The following is a 23,512-nucleotide window of genomic DNA, read 5'->3' as shown; positions in this document are numbered from 1 at the left end:
CTACTTCGCTATTTTTTTAAACTAAAAGTGTCAACACACCCTAGTCTTTTTTCAGATTTTCATTAATCAGGAATTCAACCAAGGCTTTTTGCGCGTGCAAACGATTTTCTGCTTCATCCCAAACTACAGCATTTTTATGGTCAAGCAGATTTTCTGAAATCTCTTCGCCACGATGCGCAGGCAAGCAGTGCATAAACAAGCAATCCGGATGTGCAAGATCCATCAGGCGTTCATTCACCTGATAATCTGCAAAGGCTTTTTCACGGATCTTCTGCTCTTCTTCCTGCCCCATGCTTGCCCAAACATCAGTCACGATCAGGTCAGCATTCACCGCTGCATCTTCAGCAGAAGGAACCAGTTCCACACAATGCGCGAATTCAGACAGGAATTTTTCTTGTGGCTCATAGCCTTTTGGCGCTGCAATTTTCAGATTAAAGCCCCACATATGTGCAGCTTCAATATAAGAGTTACACATATTGTTGCCATCACCAATCCAGGCAACAGTTTTACCTTCAATTGAGCCACGTTGCTCTACATAAGTCTGCATGTCAGCAAGTAGCTGGCAAGGATGGTGGTCATCTGTTAAAGCATTAATCACTGGAACTTTTGAATAAGATGCAAAACGCTCCACGATATCATGGCCGAAAGTGCGGATCATCACGATATCCAGCATGCTTGAAATCACACGTGCAGAATCTTCAATCGGTTCACCACGACCTAACTGGGTATCGCGTGAAGACAGGAAAATCGCGCTACCACCAAATTGGCTCATGCCAGCTTCAAACGAAACACGCGTACGGGTACTCGATTTCTCAAAAATCATGCCCATCACTTTACCAACAAATGGTTGGAACACTTCATTGTTATGCTGTTTGCGCTTAAGCTCAATTGCGCGTTGCAAAATCTGGTTAAGTTCTAAAGTTGATAAATCGCGTAAGGTGAGAAAGTGACGGAGAGCCATTCGTTACTCCACAATAATTGCCGAAAAACTCGATCAACAATCAGTTGTTGGTTAGTTTAAGAAAAAATACGGAATCGGCTAATATACTATAAGCAATGAAAAATGCAAAAAAACTAGACTTTTTGATGACCGTCTAAAAAGCGATCCACACAATAACTGATGTATTTGTCGATTTCCTGATCATCTTCCTGTACCGGAATTCCCATCAGAATACGCCATTCCAGATTGCGCAAAATACCAAAATACAGCTGCGCCGAATATTGTGGATTTTTGCAATGCAATAAACCTTGCGCATCTGCCTGTTCTAAAGCCGTGGCAATGGCACTTTGCACATGCACCGGGCCTCGCTCATGAATATGTTGAGCAAGTTCCGGATTGCGCTGACTTTGTTCCAGCACCAGACGCATAAAGGCCGAATTTTCAGGTTGCATGATCTGGTGATAAAAATTAAGCAACGTGTGTACTAAATAACTACGAAAATCCAGTGCCATCAGTTCGATCGGAATACTGATATCTTCAAAAAACTTGATACGACGATAATCGCAGATGGCTTTAAACAAGCCCTCTTTATTGCCAAAGTACTTATAAATAGAGGCTTTAGAGCCACCGGCATGCTGGACGATATCATCCAGAGACACAACATCATAACCCCGTTCCAGAAATAGCTCGGTTGCACTGATCAGCAGCGCAATACAACGCTCATGACCACGTTTGGTCTGTGGCAGATCTTTGGCGAGCGGTTCTAGGGCGAGGTCTTGCATAGGAGATAGTACATCAACATGTCAATAGAGATTGAAACGCCATCATAGCAAATATATGCACATATTTCATAATTGCGCCAGATAAGTGCGCTATTTGCTAATTAGGTAAAGCAAAACTTAAAAATTTGACTAAAGTTTTAGAGTATTTGTTCTATCAGGTTATGGAATGAGCAAGCCAAATGAGTATACTCGAATTTCAATAATTATAGCCAAGACTGTGGAAAAGGAAGATGACAGAACAAATGTCTGCAGGTTTAAGATTTAGACAAGCGCTTGAAGTCGAGAAACCATTGCAAATTATGGGCACGGTAAATGCCTATGCTGCCATGATGGCCAAACAGGTCGGTTATAAAGCCATTTATTTATCAGGTGCGGGTGTCGCGAATTATTCTTATGGTTTGCCTGATCTGGGCATGACCAGCCTAGATAATGTTCTTGAAGATGTACGCCGGATCACTGAGCGTGTGGATACACCTTTACTGGTCGATATCGATACCGGTTGGGGCGGTGCATTAAATATTGCCCGCACGATCAAACAGATGACTGCTGCAGGAGCCGCTGCGGTTCATATTGAAGATCAGGTTGCACAGAAGCGCTGTGGTCATCGTCCAAATAAAGAAATCGTATCGCAGCAGGAAATGGTCGATCGTATCAAAGCGGCTGTAGATGCGAAAACCGATTCAAACTTTGTGGTAATGGCGCGTACCGATGCGCTGCAAAAAGAAGGCCTGCAAGCCGTGATTGACCGTGCTTCTGCCTGTGTTGAAGCGGGCGCAGATGCGATCTTTGCTGAAGCGATGACCGATATCACCATGTACCGTACAGTGTGTGATGCGGTCGGTGTTCCAGTCTTGGCAAATATTACCGAATTTGGTGATACACCCTATTATACGGTAGATGAACTGGGTGAGCAGGGTATTGGCATGGTGCTGTATCCATTGTCAGCGACACGTGCAATGCAAAAAGCTGCACTTGAAGTGATGCGTTCGGTGCGCGAACATGGTACTCAGGTAAATGTGCTGGATATCATGCAACAACGAAAAGAACTCTACGAATTTTTAGATTATCACAGCTTCGAAGACACATTAGATAAACTGTTTAAACAGGAGAATTAAAAAAATGGCTGAAGGAAAAGTACTCACTGGCGCAGGATTGCGCGGACAAGTGGCAGGTAAAACCTCACTTTCAACAGTAGGCAAAAGTGGCGCAGGCCTGACCTATCGCGGTTATGACGTACAGGATCTGGCTGAACATTGCCAGTTTGAAGAAGTCGCTTACCTGATTTTCTTCGGAGAATTGCCGACATCAGAGCAATTGGCAGCCTATAAAGCCAAACTGAAATCCTTGCGCACTTTACCTCAGGCATTAAAAGAGGTCCTTGAGCGTATTCCTGCCGACTCGCATCCAATGGATGTGATGCGTACAGGCGTTTCTATGCTGGGCAATCTTGAAACTGAGCTGTCGTTTGAACATCAACAGGATATCGCAGACCGTATTTTGGCAACTTTGCCGACAATCATTTGTTACTGGTATCGTTATAGCCATGACGGCGTGCGTATTGAAGAAAATACTGACGATGATTCAATCGGTGCACAGTTCCTGCATTTACTACATGGTGAAAAGCCAAACGAATTACATGAACAGGTGATGAATGTTTCCTTGATTCTGTATGCAGAGCATGAATTTAACGCTTCAACTTTTACCGCTCGTGTGTGTGCATCAACGCTGTCAGATATGCATTCCTGTATTACCGGTGCAATCGGTTCCTTGCGTGGCCCTTTACATGGTGGTGCTAACGAAGCTGCGATGGACATGATTGAAAACTGGAAATCACCAGAAGAAGCTGAGCGTGAAATGCTGGGCATGCTGGAACGTAAAGAAAAAATCATGGGCTTCGGTCATGCGATCTATAAGGACAATGATCCGCGTAATGGCATTATCAAAGTCTGGTCTGAGCGTTTGGCCAAAGATGTCGGTGATACGGTACTGTATCCAGTCTCTGTACGCTGTGAAGAAGTCATGTGGCGTGAGAAGAAATTATTCTGTAATGCGGATTTCTTCCATGCATCTGCCTATCATTTCATGGGCATTCCAACTAAGCTGTTTACCCCGATCTTTGTCATGTCGCGTGTGACAGGCTGGGCAGCGCATGTGATGGAACAGCGTGCAGACAACCGTATTATCCGTCCAAGCGCGGACTATACCGGTCCTGAACTGCGTAAAGTAGTGCCAATCGCTGAACGTTCTACCGCAGCTTAATCTGTTTCTGTAGTAAAAATAAAAAATAAGGTCTCAATTGAGACCTTATTTTTTTTAGTGAATTCTGTTATCGACTTAACAGTGCCGGATCTTCAATGCTATAACCTGTTTCAAAAGGAATACCCAGATACTTTACTATTACCAGGGTTTTATTCTGTTTCGGAACTTTATAGGCCTGGCTAATTTTCAAGCCTTGCTGATAACTGACTGCTTGCTGAACCGGACTTTTTTGTAAGCTGGATTTTACTTGATATTGATAGGTCCATTTTGGCACTTTTTCCTGAGGATCATGCCAGGCAGGCGCGCTACCTTTCGTTGTCTTTAACACCTTAAGCTGTGGCTTTGATTTTTGAATTGGATTTAATGGAACTAAACGTTTTTTGATTTTGGCAATGTCCTGATCAAACTTGCGACTGTCTTGATCATAATCGATGCGCTTGGTTTTAGGATTGATATATAAGGAATTGACCTGAACCAGTTGATTTGGTTTTTGGGATTTAAAATTATAATAATACAGTTGAGGCAAGCGTCCACGACCATCAAGATAATGACGCATGATATAAAGCTTCTGTTCTTTGACTTCATAGCCTAGAACTTCAATATTTTGTGGGCCGCCTACAGTAGCGAAAGCCAGACTGGGCAAGCTCAGAGGGAGCAGAAGCAGTGCGGTTTTAATATTCATGGTCATTCCACCCTCAAAAAATAGATTGGCATTTGATCATGCCAATCTATCTTAAAATACGGTAGAAATAATGAAGCTTATTCAGGCTACATAGTAACTTTGAAAGCTTAGCTGTTATTCAATAGATTGATCATGTCATGTGCAACCACAGCTGACAGTTTATTAAGGCGTTCAAGTGGCGAGCCTTTGAGATAATACTGGAACTGATGGATTTGCGTGCCATCATTAATGGCCACAAAAAAAGTCCCTTCCGGTTTCTCTGGTGTCGCGCTACCACCTGGTTTAAGCAATCCTGTACAGGCAATAATCCAGTCAGCATCACGGAACATTTTTTTACCTGCTTCCGCCAGAGCAACCGTTACCGGCATAGATTCCGCAGTATGACTATTGATCAGATTCTTGGAAATGCCCAATACTGAAGTCTTGACACTTACATCGTAGCAGATCAAACCACCAATCAGAATTTCGGCACCTTCTCCTTTACAAATGGAGAACTGGCTACTGAGATATCCAGAACTTGCGCTTTCGATAAAGGCAATTTTTATGTTTTTCTCTTCGAGTAAGCCGCAACAGGTTTTTATCATAGTCTCTATATTTTCTTTGTGGGAGTGATTTTAGATCAATCTAGACAGATTTTTTTCTGTCGATCAACTCCAAGTATATTTATATTTATATTTATATTTTTATGAAAGTTAAAATTTTTTTCATAGATCAGTGTAATTTCATGTTGACCTGATCGCAAAATCTGAGTGGTTAAAGTTTGGGCTATTTTCAAAAATAGAGGTTTCTTCTCAGGCGGAACAGTGGTAAAAATAAAAATAAAGTGCTTAGTGAAAGTAGGGTGTTGGAATGAAAACCACAGTAAAATATGTAGTCTTAAAAAGTCTTGACTATCAATTGGGTACACCATTATTTCAGGAAGAAATTGACGCTGATGGTCAATATTTTGATCAGATACCAAGCACGATTTCTTATCAGAATTTGCAGTTCAAAGTGAAAAGCAAAGAGCTTAAACGTTTGTATCTGGCCGAAGAGCAGGAAGATACTCAAACGATTATCGTCAAAGTAGTCAATATCTAATAAAAACTGAATAGAATAAGCCTCTTTTAAAGAGGCTTATTCATTATAAATAGATTAATAAATATAATTACAAACAATGATTTGACCTAAGTTAATACCAGATTAATAGCTAAAAATATTTAACTTAAAGTCAAGATAAATTCGAAACAGCTTAAGTGTTATTGGTGAGGTCATGTTAAGTATCGTATTTCCTTACAATTAAGAATATTCAAAAAAATTGGATTTTTAATATTTTGTTTAATCTTTTAAAAATATAGAAGATTTAGATTGATTTTTATATATTAATAGATATCAATAATATAGGTATTAATTGGTTCTATTTGATAACGATTTTTAAATTTTATTAAAAATTTCGGTGGTGTTTTAAAAAGTATGCTGACATTAAATGAAGCCATTATTGATGTAAAAGAAGGTTAAGTCGAAGGCTTTAAAATGGTTTTCAAGCTTTTTGGAGAAATTACAACTTCTTCTAAAACCACGCCTTATTCGATGCCTTATTTTGCAATTATTACCTTCAATTCCTACAGTAAAAAACTTACCAATACTTTGCTTGCAGTTTTTAAAAGCAGTGATGAAACTATCCCAATGATCACTTGCAATTCGGGTGTAGTGAATACCTAATTGTTTAAGCTTTGTCTTCAACCTTTGGACTGTAGCTAAATCTCTCTTACCCCAAACATAAGCAACAATCTCACCTGTTTCTCGATGGTAGGCGTAAATAAGCCATTGTTTATTATTTTTATTTCCAACAAAAGTCCAGAATTCATCTACTTCGAGAGATTCATAATGACTTTGTTTAGGCTGAATTTGATAGGCCGATTCAGTTAAAGTCCGTAAGACTTTACCGATACTAATGCGCTCAACTTCAGCGATATCTCGTATACCGCTGCCTCTGACCATTAACTGTAATATTTTACGAGTAATGCCAGAATTACATCCTAGATAGCTCAGAGCATGGTCACCAATAAACTGACGTTTGCAGTCTTTGCATTGGTAGTTTTGTTTCCCATCTACTTTGATGCCATTTTTCTTTATACTGTCACTGAGGCAGGTTGGACATTTGATTTCTAGAGTTATTTGCATTTCTCTATTTTATCAAAATTCAACCTGCTTTTTTTTAGCATACTTTTTGATACACCACCAAAATTTCATATATATGAAATAGGACTTAAGTTATTCCTTTTATTGGATAATAAATTTTTGACCTATATAATCTTTCATTATGTTTCTGTTGCATTATATCAGGTAATTTATGTTGCGCATTAATCTCCACTTCAAGTACTTATCTTACTATTTTTTACATTGAATTAATCTGTAACAGGTTAAAGGTTGGCGAAATCTAAAAAATGCGTAGAGTGGATATTAAGTCGAAACCTATCGGCTTTTAATTTAAAGCAAATAGTAAGGAATACCACCATGGCTAATAATCAACAGCAAGACCAACAGAAACAGCAGCAACAACAGCAACAGCAAAATCAACAACGCAATCAAGATCAGCAGCGTCAACAAAACAACCAGCAAAACCCAAATCAGCAACAAAATAACCAGCAGCAGCAACAACAGCAGCCGCAGCGCAATCAGCAACAAAACCAGCAAGGCCAACAGCAACAACAGCCACAGCAAAACAGTAACCAACAGCAACAAGATCAGTGAAAACCGCAGTGTTAATTCTGTTTAAGACTTACGCTCTTCATAAAAAAACCGCCTGAATCAGGCGGTTTTTTATATTTCATTGCACGATTAGACTAAGTATTTATTAACACTGAATATTGGCTTTTAGCTTGTAGAAATTCAAGGCATTGTCTAGGTCTGTGAGCAACTCTTTTTCTGTATATTCCTTGGGTGCAAGTTTTAGCAGAGCAGGCATGTAGTTATTTTTATATTCTTTAGGATATTGTTCACACAGGATGCGTGTTCTTTCTTCCAGACTAATTGTTGAAGAGTCGAGTTTGTCCAGATAAGCACTCAGTTGATTATCTGACTGTTCAAACTGCGCTTTAATATTTGCAGCAGCCTCGGCTGAATTCTCTGCTTGCTGTTTTTGGCAGCCGCTTATTGCCAGAATCATCAATAAAGTAATTAGTATGCGATTTTTCATGCTGCCAAAATATTGTTATTGCTCATATGAAAAATTATAGAGAGAAATGACTAAAAAGAAAGCAGGGATCTATAAACTTTATGAGACATTGAACATTCATAACATCCGATATTGACTGAAATAAGGAATTTTCTCCTACAAATCTGAATTAACCTATTCTCATTTATAGGTTTAGCAATTCTTCTTAGGTTTTGGTTGTTTAATCGTCTTATTTGTTCATTAAAAAGATTTTTGGATAAATTACAGTCATTTAATTAACAAAAGTAATGGTTTTTTCATATTTTGAAACATTGCATCTATATATCCTACACAGATTGGCTGCATGGCTAGTGATATCTTGGCGTCATTCTAAGAACTTAATGAAAATAATTAAAAATCAGCACATTATAAGGCCTGTTTAATTTAGGAGAGTTAAACAGGCTTTTTCTTTTCCGTCTTAAATCTGGTTTTTTCTTTGCTGATTGTATTTTTTGCTCATTCTCTTTCACATAAGTTTTCATACACAACATAAAGCCTGAAAATTCCCTCAGGAGAGATACATGAATAGATGTTATTTATATATCTCTTTTCACGAAAAGACAGGACAAAGCTATGATGAGATGTATATGCGCATTTGGCATGGGCGTGATGGTCGGCTGTTGTTTTAAATCTTGCAAAGAGAAAATGTGTCAGATGATGAGCAGCAAGCATTGTAAAAGTGATCATTGTAAAAAGGATCAGACGACTCAAGCTGAAGAGCCTGTACGAACTTAGCCCCAAAAGCTTCAATTTTACTTAAAGGCTAAACAGAGCTGAGTACTGAAGTTGTTCTAGATCGCTGATCCAATCATTTTATATTGAATCATTCTATATTTAAAGCAATAGAGCTTGATCCTAGATTGAGCTTTTTACACTTAGGAGAAAAACATGATGCAATTTATATTTTGTTTATTTGGTCTTCATGGTGCGACTGAAATTAACTACACGTGTGACCATGATGAGGTCAAACAGTGTCGTGATTGCTTGAAAAATATTGAATAATGTGCCAAATCATCAGACATCTTAATGAAGATCAATCCCCGTTCAATCATCAGTTGGCGGGGTTTTTCTTTACTGATGAAATTTTTGGATCTAAACATAATTTCTCACAAGGAATACTTTATAAAAGAATCATTTCAATAGGATTACGTTTTGATAAATTCTTAGCTGCTTAGAACTGGAATACCATAAAATTTATGCGTGTGATCACCCATGCTCGAATTCTTGAAGCAATTCAAAAGTGGTCATAGGCTGAAACAGCATTAGATGGTTGGTATGGAATAATTAAGGCCAATCATCCTAAAGGTTTTGCTGAGATGAAAAGACTTTTCCGGCAGTGGATCAGGTTAGAAAATTTCATGTATTCGATATCGGCTCGCACGCGAATTCATATTCTTTGCTGTACCATCTACGATCAGGCTGAACAGCTTATTTGCTCAGATGGACTTCAGGAATTGTGAAATGTAAAAGAGCACTTGAAGGAAAGTTTGTCTTTTAAAAAAACTGAATGTGCAACATAAATAACATTGATGTTTAGCAGCAGATGTCATATTTATTTCTTAATACAGATATGAAGTATGAAGGAGATGCATATGACAAATAACACAGAGCAAGAATCAAATCCGCATAAAGAATCAAATGATGATAAAGGGAATCAGGCATCTTATAAGCATGTCAAACCAGAGAAAAAACCCAATGCAGAACCAGAAAATCCATTGAGAGAGCAAAAATAGCTTTTCATATGGACGAAGCCCTAACTTGGTTTAGGGCTTTTTAATTTCCCGATAAACCTTGATCTCTAGGCTTTGCAATAAATTCATCTTTCATTTCAAAGAAAAATTCATGGGCTTGTTCATGATCGCAGTGCAACCAGTCATGTCGTGATTCTTCCGGAATCACAATGATTGAGCGTTTTTCGTCATTCGGGTCATGAAACTGTTTCATAAAGGGGTGTTGATCTGAATTTATGGTTAGCATCGAAAATGATCTGATTTTCTCACCATCAATGTGTGCGTCATCATAAATTGCCGCTACGGTAAAAGGATTGCCATCTTCACGTGAAATACCAAACCAGTGCGGTTTACCGTCTATATATTTAGGTTCATAGAAGGTATCGACCGGTACTAAAGCAAACTGGTTGTTTTTCCAGGCATGTCGAAAACTCGGTTTGGATGCGACTGTTTCAGTCCGTGCATTATAGGTATGCCGGCTATATTTTAGTTCTTTCGCCCAGACTGGAATCAGTCCGAAACGTGCGATATCCAGCTCAAACTCGTCAGCACCGCGCATAATGATTGGAGCAGGCGCTAAAGGATAAACATGCCTTTTTATTTCCAGTTCGAGTTGATCTTCATGAATATCTAATAAGGAAAGACGTTTTTTTGAGGGGAATTCATAGTTCGAGCACATAAATAACCTCTTTCATTCTAATTATTGTTTGCTAAAGAATTAAAGTATAAAAATGATGGGCTCAAAACAATTCGAAATCGTAAGTATAGTTTTAACAGAAAGTAAGAATACGGATTAATATCAGTTTATCCTCTTTATAGAATAGTATTCCTTTAAAGGACTATTCTATAAATATGAAGATTAAAATATTTGCGTTTTTAATGATTAAATGCAAAAGCTCACCAAGTTATTTTGTAGGGCAGGTGCTCAAAGCTTTTCCTTGTCCAACTGAATTGATAAAGTTTCCAATCAGAAATTCACTCTGTCTTAAGGAATCACGATGATCTCCATTTTTGACGAGATGGAATACGATAGATTTTTGCTTTGTACATACCTGCTGGTAGTAAGCATAAGTACCACGATAATCGACCAGTTGATCTTTCTCACCTTGTACCAGCAGAACTGGCACAGTCGGTTTCATATTCTCAATAGACTGTTCTTTTAAATAATTGGTCAAAGGTGCCAGATTTACATTTGAATTAAAGACAGTCTTAGGTGCTTGTTTTAGGTCAGATTGTAATTCTGACAAACAGCGACTGCGTGCATGATTAAGAATTTCTCCCATTTCTGGGCTCACTAAATTTGCTGGAGCAAGCAGCGGATCTGCAGCCTCTGCTCCTAAAAGCACAATTGGAAAAAATGCGGCGACATTAGTCGTGATTTGCGAATTGCTGGCAACATATTCAGCGATTCCTTCATATTGATAACTGCCTGGTGCCAGTGCAATTGCCCCACGAAGATTAAATTCAGGCGCATCTTTTTGACCGGATGCTGCAACTTTAATAGATGCTGCACCTCCTTGACTATGACCCATAACATACCAATTTTTACTAAAGCTATAAGGCTTTAAATGGTGGATCGCTCGTACAGCATCAACGACAGTATGCAACTGACTTCGCGCATTCATATAAGGATGACCGCCCGGAGTGCCTAAACCTTGATAATCAGGTGCAACGACTGCATAGCCGCGAGCGAGCCAGGCCTTCAATGCTTTAGCAGCGATTTGCTGATAGACATGGACTCCCGCCCACATAATCCCCAGAGGGTGCACATGTATCAGCAACGCCAGTTGTACCATGCGCCCAAGCCAGAACAGGCCAGCCATCTTTAGGGAATTTGCCTTTAGGTAACAAGATATAGCCTGAAGTGACGATAGGCTCGGATTTTGTGCCACGACTGCGATAATTAATTAAGAAACGTTGTGAGGCATTCGTAAACAGATCAGTATTTTGTTCTTGTATAGATAATATTGTACCCGGTATTTTTTCCGAAATATGAGATGCTTGGATTTTGCTGTTATCGGGAAGTGGAGGAGAGGCTATTGCATATGTTGAACCTGAACATAAACAGCTCATGATTAATTTAATAATAGGAGATTTAATTTTCATCGCTGAAACCATTTTCCTTTTTATAATGTCATTTTTAATGTAGCAGCTTTATTTATGTTTCTAAATTAACTCTGCACAGAGTTTGTAAACTAAAGCTTTTAAGTTAAGGCGAATGAGCAGTACAACAGGTTATTTTAGTTTAGCTAATAACTTCATATAAGCACTTATATTTTAATGTGGTTCTGATCTGTGAGTAGAATTCATATCATGTCTAACCTCACTAATACGATCATAAATCACTTTTCGCATTCGGTTTATTACTCCCAGAGGTTTGTGCTCCGGTAGTGTATGCCATGGTGTAAAAGAGAGATTTTCACAAAACTTGTTTTGTTCAGGTGTATCAAAAACTTGCTGAGGAATGCGGATAGTTGCGACCTTGTAAAAAGGCGCCTCACTTTCTTGCCATTCAGTCATGGAATCTTCGACTGACATGGTGTTTGATGTTCTAGGCTGTATCAGAAACTCCATACATGCTTCACTTTTTTGCAAATGTTTGCGCAATTTTTCTCTTAGAAAATTATGATGCGGAGCATGTGGAAGAGGATCTGTCACTGTCGAACATGCTTGAGCTGAATACTTTATAGCTTGACGATCAGTGCCTATTCCTAATTGATAGGGCACCATAGACCAATATCTAGTTTGCAAAGGATTAGAAATTTTATTTCTCGTATTTAAGGCAATCCAGGTTCCTTTAGCTCCTAATGCAAAAGGAATATGGAGCTTATTGAAAAATCTATCGCTATTTATATCTTGCATAAATGACATATATCGGACTGGATCATTCACAAAAAAGACAGGATGATTGATCATAATGAAATCTTGAGTAGAGGTTTCATCATCTAAAAGCTTTTCTCCCGGTACTCCCAAAAGTTTTATCGCCATGCCACGGGCATCTTTTTTAATATCTGCTTGTTGGGCATTTTTAGACCCATTAGAGAAACGAATCCAGGCTTGATATGTTTTTCCCGGAAGAAAAACACCTTGAGCCAAGTTTTTGGGAAGAGCGTCATCTACTTTGAATTCTGCGCGTACGCAACCGTGTGCTTTGGGATGGGCATCACGTAGCGCGATACCTGTGGAATACTCTTTCCGAATAGATATCTCAATTATATCTGCGATTTTTTCAGTTATGTTTGCTTCATCAGGATAAAGACTTTCACTTAAATGACGATCTATATTGGGATGAATATCATCTTTTGGAGAGTTAGATGCTATAGGGGAGGCGTTAGCATATGTAGCATTACAAATACTTATTGCCATTAGAGGGATGAAGGCTAGACCCGAGCATAGAGGTCTTATAAAGTTAGGCATTGATTTTCTCCTTGCTATAAAGCTAGAGTTAGTTTTAATTTTTAGCCTATGATCTGAAAATTCTTTGGACATACTTTAGCCATAAAATAATGAGAATGTCTGTATGATTATTGATCTCTAGATTTTAAGTCCCTCCATACTCCTTTCTAAAATGTTTCCACTCTTTATCGTGTGCTCAATATAGAAGCCGATTTATGTTCTTACTTTAATTTAACTCCACACAGAGTTTTTTACTTTAGCAAAATTTATCCATAAACTTATGAAAATTTATTTTTAGACTAATGCAAGATGCTCGTAGCAAAATCAAGAGTCGTCGAATACAGTGCTATAGAAATTTATTGAGTTTAACATTTTGAAAATATTAGGATATATAAATCAATGCCAGTTCTAGCAATCCAGCATAGACTCAGTGGATTTTACTTTTTTTACTATGCGATTGTTGGAGCATTCATGCCTTTTTGGAGTCTGTATCTTGAAGATCAAGGCTTCAATTATCAGGAAATCGGCATTTTATCTTCTATTGCGATTGTTACCCGATTCTTTGCGCCGTTGATCTGGGGTTGGATTGCAGACAAATCCGGTAAACGTATGTTGCTGGTGCGTATTGCCACCTGGATGGAAGCCTGTATCTGGTTCATGATTTTTATTATTCCCAATAGCTTTCAGTCCGTAGCTTTACTGATGCTGATTTTCAGTTTCTTTCAGAATGCCATTCTGGCACAGTTTGAAGGCGTGACTTTGTTCTGGCTCGGAGAAAAAAGAGCAGAACTGTATGGCAAAGTACGAAAATGGGGATCTGTCGGCTTTATTATCGGTGTATTCGGCTTGGGCGCCGTCTTTGAAGTTATTAGCATCGGCATGTTGCCAGTCTTGTTGCTGTGTATTTCATTTCTGGCTTTTCTCTGGTCATTTACCATTAAAGAGCCCACGACGGCACCTACCGCCCAGAAACAGCTCGAGCCCCTATGGCCAATATTCAAACGCCCAGTGGTGTATAGTTTTTTCCTGATCGAATTGATTCTGCTATTTTCACACGCGCCGTTTTATAGTTTTTATAGCAATTATCTCAGTCAGGCGGGATTTAGCACCAGCCAGATTGGGCTGCTCTGGTCAGTCGGGGTCATTGCGGAAATCATCATGTTTGCCTATGCGACGTTCTTTCTGACACGCTGGTCATGGCGCCATCTGGTCACGTTATGCTTATTGATGACCGGATTAAGATGGTTCATCGTCGGGGTCTTTCCTGCTTCATTCATGGCACAGTTTTTTGCTCAAACGATTCACGCTTTAAGTTTTGGTTTATTTCATATGATTGCGATGCGAGTGATTTTCCAGAATTTTTCTGCAGGGCAGCAAGGACGTGGACAAGCGCTATATAGCACGATGTGGGGCGTTGGCGTGGCGAGTGGCAGTATTCTGGCTGGGCATTATTGGGATCAAGTCGGCGGCACATCTATTTTTATCGCTGCTGCAGTATCGACTTTGCTTGGCTTGTTACTGATTTTCGGATTGCCAAATAAAGTCGAACTGCAAAAACAGGCTTGAAAATATCATCTCAGTATTAAATACGGATTTTGGCGTATTGCCCAAACCACGGTTGTGCCTGTTCCAATTGGGCTGCCAGTTGTAATAGCAGATCCTCACGGGCAAACGGCGCAATAAACTGTGAACCGAGCGGCAGGTTTTGTTCATTCCAGTACAGTGGTACAGACATCGCTGGGAGTCCGGTAATATTGGCCAACTGGGTAAAAGGCACCCATTTTAGATTTTCTTTCACAATCTGGTTTACTAGTTTCCCTTGCGCCACTAAATGCGCTTTATTCAGTTTCAATAAACCTTTAAGAATCGGTTTCTGCCAGTTTGGTGTTTTGACCTCACCATTTTTCGGCGCCACTGTCGCCGTTGCAGGCGTTAGATAGAGGTCATAATTATCAAAGAAATGATTCATCTGGGTCACATACTGGCCCCAGTTATTCAGGTTCTGGATATAATCAATCGCGCTGGTTTTGGCCCCAAAAGCCGCCAGTGCTAAAGAGTCCAATTCAAAATCATTTGTTTTAGACGGATAGCCTTTCTGGATTTCATCCAGCATAAATGAAAATTGGCTAAACCAGGTGGTAATAAAATCCTTGGCCAGTTGCATTCCATCAATGGCTGGGCGGTCTTCGACCACCTCATGGCCCAAAGATTCTAGCAATTTGGCTGTTTTTTCAATGGCTTTAATGGCATCCTGGGAAACAGGTGTGCCAATCGTAGAATAAGTGCTAAACGCAATTTTCAGTTTTTTTGGCGGTTGCTGAATCACATCCAGATAATGATGCTGTGGACGCTGAATCTTAAACAGTGAACTATGATCTTCACCATGGGTGGCATCCAGCATTGCAGCACTATCCCGTACCGTTTTGGTCAGTACATGCTGAATCGCGGCGCCATGCATGGCTTCACTCATTTGTGGTCCCCAAGGCGTGCGGCCACGACTCGGTTTCAGGCCAAACAGGCCGCAATAGGAAGCGGGGATACGTATCGAGCCGCCACCATCACCAGCACCCGCAATTGGTACAATTCCGGCAGCCACGGCAGAAGCGGAACCACCGGACGAGCCGCCGCTATTATGCTGTAAATTCCACGGATTTTTACAGCTGCCCCAAGCATCTGGTTCAGTAATACCTTTAATCCCAAATTCAGGAGTATTGGTACGTCCAAAAGTCACAATCCCGGCTTTTTCCCAGCGATTGACAATCTCGGCATTGGTCTCGGCGATATAACCAATCCGTTTTAAGCCCTGACAACCATAAGAAGTTGGATAACCGGCATATTCCTGAAACAGGTCTTTAACCAGAAAAGGCACACCGGCAAAAGGTCCGGACAGATTTTGCTGGCTCCGTTTCAATGCATGCTCATGCATCGGAATAATAATTGCATTTAGCTCGGGATTGGCAATTGAGCTACGCTCTAGTGCAGCAGATAAAAGTTCACTTGAATGTACTTGTTTATTGGCAACCAGATCAGCCAGTCCTAAACCGTCATATTGCAGATATTCTTCAAATTTCATTGCCATTCCCTAGTGTTGCTGCTTCAAGGTTGTAGATCATTTAGGCTCAAGATGCAAGCACCACCTGATTTCGCCCACGATGTTTGGCCTGATACAAGGCTTGATCTGCAATATTGATCAGGTTTTGCAGGTCTTGGGCCTGCGGTTCATTTTGATGAGTGATGCCCACACTCACGGTAATATACAGGGGCGAGCCATCTGATTGATAAATCGGGGTTTTTTCCACCAGATCACGAATCCGTTCTGCAATAAGACGTGCTTCTGATGGTTCGGTATTCCAGAGTAACAGCACAAATTCTTCCCCACCAATTCGTGCAAACAGATCTTCAGCACGTAAATTGCAGCGAATGATTTCCGCAAAATGTTGCAGCACCTTGTCACCGACATGATGGCCAAAATCATCGTTCAGACGTTTGAAATGATCAATATCCAGCATGATGACCGAAAATTCCATTCTGTTGGCATATTGCAGTAAATATTCACCTTTCTGAAAGAAAAAATGACGGTTCATGGTGCGGGTCAGACTGTCATGATTGGCCAGATAGAGAACCCGTTTAAACAGCTCATTGCGGTTTTGACTAATAATACAAAGAATAAGCGGCGATAAGGCCAGCATAAACAGCCCGATCCGGAGCGAAATATAAATCGTAGAATCTGCCAAGGTGTCATGCGTTGTGGCATAAAACCGCGTCAGGCTGTAATAGGTTAAAATAGTCACAAACGCATTAATCAGTGTCATGCTAAACAGGCGATAGGTCAACGCAGCCCAGATCAGTGCAGCCAGAGGGTAGAGCATTGCGCCGGGGCCTGCAAAAATATTGGTAATGATGACACAGGCCACGACTGAAGATGCAGGTAAAAAATAGCTGAAGTAATTACGTTTTTGACGACGGTTTTTAAATAGATACTGCATGTCTTTTATTCTTGGGAATGCCAAGATTAAAGGGAGAAACACAATATAATTCACCATTTCACCGGTCCACCACAGACCAAAATCAATCCATAAATTCTCTTTGGTCATGAATGAATTGGGTAGATTTGGCAAGGTGAGAACTGCAAAAGCCGCACTGGCCAGACAGCCTGCAAAAGCGAAGATGCCAAATAAATGAACGAATGTATAACCAGTATTATAGTATTTGTAATTAATCTTGAAATATCGAATAAAAAATATCGAGACAATAGTGCTGATCAGATTAGACAAGGTAAGAAACAGGCTTTGTAATAGGCTGTTCCCGGTGATCAGATCTGCAAACATAAAAGCGCTGAATGCACCCAAGCCAACCTCCCATATTATTTAAATGTGGAAAGCGTAAGAACAGGGCTAACAAGGCAGCATTGGCCGGCCACAATAAGGCCAGATACTCAATTGGTCTGGTTGCGATCCCAATAAAACAACAGACTAAAACAGCGAAAACAATGACAAAATAAGCATAGGTTTCATGATTTAATTGTTGTTCTGTTATTCGAGCTAATTGCAAATTTAAAATCCTATTCAAATTTTTAAGTGTGAATGATCACTTTGTTCAGCAACTAAGTTTGACCCAAAATATAATTTTATTGTTTGATTAATCTGTTATTAATGCGAACTATTAAGATTCTTATATACGAAATATATACAAAAAAAGTCAGAAAGGAAATCCATGTTTTTAAACAATGTGATAAATAATTTCTGACTCTGTATTGAAATTGCGTTAGAGCGGGACACGATCCCAAAAAATATGATAATTTAGAATCAATTGTTAACAAGATGCCGGTAAATATGAAAAAAATATGTCTTAGCCTTATCTTACTCATGAGCTCACCTTGGCTAATGGCGACAGAAAATAAAAAACCAGCGAATGCTCCTGCTAAAGCTGCTGAAATCCCAAATACATTTACTGTGAAAACCCGTCCGGAAATTGTCGGATTGTGGGGAATGGAAATCCCGAATAATAAAAAATGTATCGAATATTATAATTTTAAAGGCAATAATAATGTGGTGATTAAAAGTGGCGATGAGTGGACGTCGGGGCTATATGACTATCAGCCGGCACAGGATCCTTCGCAGCAGATTCCAGCGCTGATTCTGCAAGTAAAATATGACAATAATGAAAAAGACTGTTCAGGCAATCAGGTGGATCAGTCTGGTGAAATTTCGCAATATTTTGTGAAATGGCAAAACCCTTATACCATTAACTTCTGCGCCAATGAAAAAGCCGAACAATGTTTTGCTGTGCTCAGACGCGTATTGCCTTAAATTGCAAACAATAAAAAAACCGCTGAATGACAGCGGTTTTTTTTATGAGCTTTGATTTAAGCTTTGTCTTCAGCACCTTCAAGCTGCTTTAACAAATGCTTCTCTAGGTAATGAATATCCATTGCCTGTTTGCAGAAGTTTTTATCCTGAAGGATTAAATCTTTATGCAAAGGAATATTGGTTTTAACGCCAGTCAAAATCATTTCTTCCAAAGCATTTCTCATTCGAGAAATAGACGTCTCACGATCCTTACCATGCGAAATCAGTTTGGCAATCATCGAGTCATAATACGGCGGAATGCTATAGCCTGGGTAGATGTGCGAGTCTAAGCGGATACCTGCGCCGCCTGGTGCATAGAAGCTCTCAATCTTGCCGGGTGAAGGCAAGAAGGTTGATGGATCTTCTGCGTTAATACGGCATTCAATCGCATGTCCTAAAACCTTGACATCTTCTTGCTGAATATCCAGACCTAAGCCGCCAGCAATACGCAATTGCTGTTCGATAATATCGATACCCGTGACCATTTCAGTTACCGGATGCTCAACCTGAACACGCGTATTCATTTCAATGAAGAAGAACTCATCATCTTCAAACAGGAATTCGAATGTACCTGCACCACGATATTGCATCAATTTACAGGCATTGACACAGGCTTCTAGAATATCAGCACGTGCTTGCTCTGGTAAGTTCGGTGCTGGTGCTTCTTCCAGTACTTTTTGATGGCGACGCTGTAGTGAACAGTCACGATCATACAGATGAATCGCATGACCATTACCATCAGCAAGTACTTGCACTTCGACGTGACGTGGCTTTTGCAGGAAACGTTCCATATAGACCGTATCATCACCGAACCACATTTCTGCATCACGCTGTGCAGCCTGAACAGATTCCAGCAGGGTATCGACATTTTCTACGATACGCATACCACGACCACCACCGCCAGAAGCAGCTTTTACAATCAGTGGAAAACCGATCTCTTTCGCTTCAGCCATCGCATTGTGAATCGTTACAGCATGGTCGCAGCCTGGTACTGTTGGTACACCAGCTTTTTTCATGGCAATAATGGCAGAAACCTTGTTCCCCATTAAACGAATATGTTCCGGACGTGGACCAATAAAGATAAAACCAGAATTTTCTACGATTTCGGCAAATTCTGCATTTTCAGCGAGGAATCCATAACCAGGATGGATTGCATCTGCACCGGTAATTTCAGCAGCTGTAATAATCGCAGGAATATTCAGGTAGCTGTCACTGCTTGCACCAGGGCCAATACACACTGCTTCATCACAGAAACGTAAATGCATCAGGTCCTTATCTGCGTCAGAATAGACACCTACAGTTTTGATCCCTAAAGTTCTGCAAGCCCGGGTGATGCGTAACGCAATTTCACCACGGTTTGCAATTAAAACTTTTTGCAACATTATAAATCCCCGGGGTGATTAAGCGCGGTAGCGGAAAAGTGGTTGACCGAATTGAATCACTTCACCATTTTTCACCAGAATTTCTTCAATCACACCGCTTTGAGTTGCTTCAATCGGGTTCATGATTTTCATTGCTTCGATAATACCGAGCGTATCGCCTGCAGAAACGGTCTGGCCAACTTTAACAAAGGTCGGCTCACCTGGGCTTGGTGCTGCATAGAACACGCCGACCATTGGTGAAGTTTCAACAGCACCGCGAGGAGATTTTGCTGCTGGCGCTTCGGCTGCTGGTGCAGGCATCGCAGGAACAGCTGCTGCAACCACTGGATTACGACGAGTTAATGCAATCGATTGATCGCCTTCTTTAACTTCGATCGCCTGTAAGTCAGATTCAATCATCAAGTCGATGAGTTTCTTGATTTTACGGATATCCATGAGACAGTATTCCTAATTAAGATTGTGTAGAAGGTTGTATTTTTTCAATGATATAGTCGAGGGCAGCAGCATAGCCTTTTGTACCTAGACCACAGATCACGCCGATGGCTTTATCGGACAAGTATGAATGATGTCGGAATGCCTCACGTGCATGCACATTAGACAGATGGACTTCAATGAAAGGAATGGCAACGCCAAGGAGGGCATCGCGAACAGCAACAGAGGTATGGGTCAATGCTGCTGGATTAATAATGATATATTGAATGCCGTCTTGCTGGGCTTGATGAATTCGGTCAACAATGGCACCTTCCCAGTTGCTCTGGAAAGTATCGAGTTGTAAGGTAGCTTGTTGAGCCTGAGCAATCAGCTGCTGGTTAATATCGTCAAGACTAAGGTGACCATAAACTTCCGGTTCGCGCTTCCCAAGCAAGTTTAAATTCGGTCCATGAATAACCAAAATGGTCGAACTCATCCAGCATGCTCCAATTAAAAAGTATCGGGGTTTGTTTGCAAGATGTCTGCAAACTCTGCTTATTATTGCATGATTTTCTACATTACTATTTATAATTTCTTTGAATTAACGTAGAAAGCATATAGCAAACAGTGGCGCTATAATGAAAACTTTGCAGAGATTTAGCAATGTTAAAAAATTACAATTCGCTGGGTATTCAGATTATTTTCATTCTAAACCCAATTGGCAAAAACAGTTAATATCCTTTATGTAACTGTATCTTCATGTTAACGCTAAATTCTTCCTTTTAGTGATATTTTTAGTTTTGAACAAGAGTTGTCTGGCTGATTTTACTACAATGTTCGACTTCTAGAGCATAGAAAACTCTTTATATTCTGCCTTTAGAGTTGTGCCGATTATCCTCTTTATATATAAGTTATCGACCGTTTGTTAAAACGTGATTAAAATTTAAAAATATAAGATAAGACAATATGTTAATGATATTTTTTCTTATTTTACTTGGATTTTTCTGAGCCTATTCTTCTAATAGATTGGAATGAGTTACATCATTTTCAATTCAAGTATTCATGACAGACACTGTATAAGAATGTATTTTCTCTGCCTGAGATAAGGGTTGAATCTCAGCAGGTTTAAGATAAAACCCTTGGACTATATGCCTCGTATTTATAGACGCATGAAGTGACGAATGTGTTCATCTTCAAGTCTTCTACATAGTGAAGCTATTAAGCGCTTAACGCTTGGATAGTGGCAAAAACGCATACATTTGATGCAATTTTGCGCATCATCATCTTTGCAGAAAAGTTTAAAAGTATTGAAGAGCGTAACGATTCAACCCAATAGGTCCTTATTGAAGCGGAATACGGGCTTAAAGCAAAATTTCTCTAAACTCACCGCATCTAAATTAACTTCTTGAGCTAATCTTTATATAATCATGCGATTCATCTCAAACCAGACCTTCTATGACACCTGCATGCAAACTATTAAAAGCCAATAAAATCGAATACAGCATTCACGAATATGAACATGATGCCAATGCCAAAAGTTTCGGGCTAGAAGCTGCTGAAAAATTAGGGCTTTCGGTGGAAGAAGTCTTTAAAACTTTATTGGTTACGGATGATAAACAGTATTTTGTTGCCATATTGCCGGTACATCATCAACTCAATCTGAAAAAAGTAGCGCAGGCCGTAGGATGCAAAAAACTTCAGATGGCAGATCCTAAACATGCAGAACGCTTGACCGGTTATCTGGTTGGCGGAATAAGTCCCATTGGGCAAAAGAAACGATTAAAAACGGTGATCGATGCCAGCGCAGAACAGTTGGATAAGATCTATGTGAGTGGCGGTAAAAGAGGTTTGGATATCGGATTAAAGCCGGCTGATCTTGCCAAAGTGCTCAATGCACAGTTCGTCGATGTGCTGGATACATAAGATCGAAGTAAGGTGATCACCTAATTCATAGAACCTGAAGTAATAGATTTAAAATAGCTGCATATTTTTTGGTCGGAAATAACAGTAAATCATTTTATACGTTTGTATATTAGATAAGTTAAAACACAGCCTGACTGTGTACACAACAAGGAATGAAAACAAAAATATAAATTATGATGCGGAGCATAATGGATGAAAATTCAAAATAAAAAATGGCCACGGTTCTGTCTGACATTATCTGCAATGGCGATGCTTTCTGCGTTGCCGAGTGTACAGGCCGCTACTTCGTCTTCAGCTGCACCTGCCAATTCACAGCAGGTTTTCTTTGTCGGAAATAACTGGGATGGCACAGTAACCGTGATTCGTCCATCGGGTGATTTTGGCAAAATAGGCGTCATTAACATGATTCCTGACCGTAAAGAGCGCCTTAAGGAAATTCACCTGAATCCAATCAAACTGATTGCTTATACTTATATTCAGACTACAGCTGGTGAAGGCAATGACCAGCTGGTGGATAATATGTACTCGACACCAGACGGTCAGTCAGTCGTTGCATCGCGCCCAAGTTTCGCTGATGTGGTATCGATATCAAAACCGGCAAGATTAACTGGCGGACGCCTGTAGAAGGCTTCCGTGCTGACCATATGGCGGTATCACCAGATGGGCAACGAGTCGCCGTATCTGCATCTTCAGGAAATGTGGTGCATGTATTGGATATCCATACCGGTAAAGAGTTAGGCCGTTTCAGCACTGGCGATAAACCGCATGAAAACATTTACTTCGATGGCGGCAACAAGATCCTGAACTCTGCCATCGGCAATGTTGAAACCTCGATGGATGCACAGTGGCAAGACTTTACTAAAGGTAAGCGTTTTATCACTATCGCAGATGCCAATACGCATCAGGTGGTAAGAAAAATCGATTTCAGGCCTGCATTGGATGCATTTGGTCGAAAAGATTTGTCCAACTCAGTACGACCAATGGTATTTAGTAAAGATGAAACCAAACTGTATGCCCAGGTTTCATTTTTTAATGGGCTGATTGAGTACGATCTGAATCAGAACAAGATTAGCCGGATCGGACAGCTGCCTGGCAGTGACAGTATTCCGAAAGACCGGACAAAATGGGTGAATGATTCGCGTCATCATGGCCTATCAATCAGTGCTGATGGTGAAAAGCTCTGTGTCGCCGGTACCATGGATAACTACGCTACGATTGTAGATCGCAAAACACTGACAGCCGGGAAACTGATTTCTGCAGATAAACCTTATTGGGCAACGCGAAGCCCGGATGGTCGTAGCTGTGTAATTTCAGAAAGTGAAACAGATGTAGTCACAGTGATTGATTTTGCCACAGGCAATAAAGTGCTGAGTGTACCGGTAGGAAATCATCCACAACGCGTTCGGATTGGTTATGCACCAGCAGACTGGTCAACGCCGTAGTCAATCGTCGATGAGCGAAAA

General features: G+C 40.2%; 20 protein-coding genes and 4 pseudogenes. 10 read left to right on the top strand and 14 right to left on the bottom strand.

Annotation, left to right across the window (positions count from 1 at the left end; all coding sequences use genetic code 11):
• Positions 1–40 precede the first annotated feature (40 nt).
• Entirely contained in the window at positions 41–961 is a 921-nt protein-coding gene (gene argF / locus F891_RS07615) for an ornithine carbamoyltransferase (protein WP_004280178.1), read from the bottom strand.
• 113 nt (positions 962–1,074) lie between these two features.
• Positions 1,075–1,722 (bottom strand): TetR/AcrR family transcriptional regulator, encoded by a 648-nt coding sequence (locus tag F891_RS07610; protein ID WP_005263032.1) that lies wholly within the window; start codon positions 1,720–1,722, stop codon positions 1,075–1,077.
• 230 nt (positions 1,723–1,952) lie between these two features.
• Between F891_RS07610 and prpB the strand changes: the two genes are divergently transcribed.
• Together prpB and prpC are read left to right on the top strand one after the other, a co-directional pair.
• The gene (gene prpB / locus F891_RS07605) at positions 1,953–2,837 is read left to right on the top strand and encodes a methylisocitrate lyase (protein ID WP_005100829.1); all 885 of its coding nucleotides are present in this window, start codon (positions 1,953–1,955) and stop codon (positions 2,835–2,837) included.
• Positions 2,838–2,841: 4 nt separating this feature from the next.
• Positions 2,842–3,981 carry a bifunctional 2-methylcitrate synthase/citrate synthase gene (gene prpC / locus F891_RS07600; protein ID WP_005100827.1) on the top strand — a complete coding sequence of 380 codons (1,140 nt, stop codon included), beginning with the start codon at positions 2,842–2,844 and terminating at the stop codon, positions 3,979–3,981.
• A 67-nt stretch (positions 3,982–4,048) separates the two neighbouring features.
• Here prpC and F891_RS07595 read toward each other — a convergent pair whose 3' ends face one another.
• The gene (locus F891_RS07595; protein ID WP_005100825.1) at positions 4,049–4,669 is read right to left on the bottom strand and encodes a hypothetical protein; all 621 of its coding nucleotides are present in this window, start codon (positions 4,667–4,669) and stop codon (positions 4,049–4,051) included.
• Positions 4,670–4,770: 101 nt separating this feature from the next.
• On the bottom strand, positions 4,771–5,247 hold the full coding sequence (locus tag F891_RS07590; RefSeq protein WP_004280184.1) for a CinA family protein: 477 nt from the start codon (positions 5,245–5,247) through the stop codon (positions 4,771–4,773).
• Between the two features lie 265 nt (positions 5,248–5,512).
• Here F891_RS07590 and F891_RS07585 point away from each other — a divergent pair, with 265 nt between their 5' ends.
• The gene (locus F891_RS07585; RefSeq protein ID WP_004646792.1) at positions 5,513–5,743 is read left to right on the top strand and encodes a hypothetical protein; all 231 of its coding nucleotides are present in this window, start codon (positions 5,513–5,515) and stop codon (positions 5,741–5,743) included.
• Between the two features lie 381 nt (positions 5,744–6,124).
• On the opposite strand, the gene F891_RS07580 is transcribed toward F891_RS07585, so the two are convergent.
• Positions 6,125–6,826 (bottom strand): IS1 family transposase, encoded by a 702-nt coding sequence (locus tag F891_RS07580; RefSeq protein ID WP_004282344.1) that lies wholly within the window; start codon positions 6,824–6,826, stop codon positions 6,125–6,127.
• Between the two features lie 333 nt (positions 6,827–7,159).
• On the opposite strand from F891_RS07580, the gene F891_RS07575 reads away from it, so the two are divergent.
• A complete protein-coding gene (locus F891_RS07575; protein ID WP_005263031.1) occupies positions 7,160–7,396 on the top strand; it encodes a hypothetical protein in 237 nt (78 codons plus the stop codon).
• Positions 7,397–7,499: 103 nt separating this feature from the next.
• Here the strand turns inward: F891_RS07575 and F891_RS07570 are convergent, their stop codons facing one another.
• Positions 7,500–7,841, bottom strand: coding sequence for a hypothetical protein (locus F891_RS07570; protein ID WP_005263030.1), 342 nt, complete (start codon positions 7,839–7,841; stop codon positions 7,500–7,502).
• A gap of 1,214 nt (positions 7,842–9,055) precedes the next feature.
• Here F891_RS07570 and F891_RS18540 point away from each other — a divergent pair.
• Both F891_RS18540 and F891_RS18070 read left to right on the top strand, forming a co-directional pair.
• Positions 9,056–9,240 (top strand): annotated as a pseudogene (locus F891_RS18540) (type II toxin-antitoxin system HigB family toxin); the annotation flags it as partial.
• 211 nt (positions 9,241–9,451) lie between these two features.
• Positions 9,452–9,592, top strand: a complete 141-nt coding sequence (locus tag F891_RS18070) for a hypothetical protein (RefSeq protein WP_005263029.1) — start codon at positions 9,452–9,454, stop codon at positions 9,590–9,592.
• Positions 9,593–9,632: 40 nt separating this feature from the next.
• On the opposite strand, the gene F891_RS07565 is transcribed toward F891_RS18070, so the two are convergent.
• The 3 genes and pseudogenes from F891_RS07565 to F891_RS07555 form a co-directional block, all read right to left on the bottom strand.
• Positions 9,633–10,268: an SOS response-associated peptidase gene (locus F891_RS07565; protein WP_005263028.1), complete on the bottom strand. Its 636-nt coding sequence runs from the start codon at positions 10,266–10,268 to the stop codon at positions 9,633–9,635.
• Between the two features lie 226 nt (positions 10,269–10,494).
• Positions 10,495–11,707, bottom strand: a pseudogene (locus tag F891_RS07560) (alpha/beta hydrolase family protein).
• Between the two features lie 159 nt (positions 11,708–11,866).
• Positions 11,867–13,006: a catalase family protein gene (locus F891_RS07555; protein WP_004280191.1), complete on the bottom strand. Its 1,140-nt coding sequence runs from the start codon at positions 13,004–13,006 to the stop codon at positions 11,867–11,869.
• Positions 13,007–13,384: 378 nt separating this feature from the next.
• Here F891_RS07555 and F891_RS07550 point away from each other — a divergent pair, with 378 nt between their 5' ends.
• Positions 13,385–14,551, top strand: coding sequence for an MFS transporter (locus F891_RS07550; protein ID WP_034439381.1), 1,167 nt, complete (start codon positions 13,385–13,387; stop codon positions 14,549–14,551).
• Between the two features lie 16 nt (positions 14,552–14,567).
• Here the strand turns inward: F891_RS07550 and F891_RS07545 are convergent, their stop codons facing one another.
• Together F891_RS07545 and F891_RS07540 are read right to left on the bottom strand one after the other, a co-directional pair.
• Positions 14,568–16,058, bottom strand: a complete 1,491-nt coding sequence (locus F891_RS07545) for an amidase (protein WP_005100818.1) — start codon at positions 16,056–16,058, stop codon at positions 14,568–14,570.
• Between the two features lie 46 nt (positions 16,059–16,104).
• Positions 16,105–17,536 (bottom strand): annotated as a pseudogene (locus tag F891_RS07540) (diguanylate cyclase).
• A 314-nt stretch (positions 17,537–17,850) separates the two neighbouring features.
• Here F891_RS07540 and F891_RS07535 point away from each other — a divergent pair.
• Positions 17,851–18,294 (top strand): hypothetical protein, encoded by a 444-nt coding sequence (locus tag F891_RS07535; protein ID WP_005100815.1) that lies wholly within the window; start codon positions 17,851–17,853, stop codon positions 18,292–18,294.
• Between the two features lie 56 nt (positions 18,295–18,350).
• Here the strand turns inward: F891_RS07535 and accC are convergent, their stop codons facing one another.
• From accC to aroQ, 3 genes are read right to left on the bottom strand one after another with little or no spacing between them, the layout of a single operon-like run.
• Entirely contained in the window at positions 18,351–19,715 is a 1,365-nt protein-coding gene (accC, locus tag F891_RS07530; protein ID WP_004280198.1) for an acetyl-CoA carboxylase biotin carboxylase subunit, read from the bottom strand.
• Between the two features lie 18 nt (positions 19,716–19,733).
• Entirely contained in the window at positions 19,734–20,150 is a 417-nt protein-coding gene (accB, locus tag F891_RS07525) for an acetyl-CoA carboxylase biotin carboxyl carrier protein (protein WP_005107117.1), read from the bottom strand.
• 16 nt (positions 20,151–20,166) lie between these two features.
• Positions 20,167–20,622, bottom strand: a complete 456-nt coding sequence (aroQ, locus tag F891_RS07520; protein WP_005263024.1) for a type II 3-dehydroquinate dehydratase — start codon at positions 20,620–20,622, stop codon at positions 20,167–20,169.
• Positions 20,623–21,581: 959 nt separating this feature from the next.
• On the opposite strand from aroQ, the gene ybaK reads away from it, so the two are divergent.
• Both ybaK and F891_RS07510 read left to right on the top strand, forming a co-directional pair.
• On the top strand, positions 21,582–22,049 hold the full coding sequence (gene ybaK, locus F891_RS07515) for a Cys-tRNA(Pro) deacylase (protein WP_005263023.1): 468 nt from the start codon (positions 21,582–21,584) through the stop codon (positions 22,047–22,049).
• Positions 22,050–22,241: 192 nt separating this feature from the next.
• Positions 22,242–23,491, top strand: a pseudogene (locus F891_RS07510) (YncE family protein).
• Positions 23,492–23,512 lie beyond the last annotated feature (21 nt).

This window comes from Acinetobacter sp. CIP 101966, from assembly GCF_000369725.1.
Classification (GTDB): domain Bacteria; phylum Pseudomonadota; class Gammaproteobacteria; order Pseudomonadales; family Moraxellaceae; genus Acinetobacter; species Acinetobacter lwoffii_Q.
Note: the sequence above shows the minus strand (reverse complement) of the source record. Positions and strands in the feature narration are given on the sequence as shown.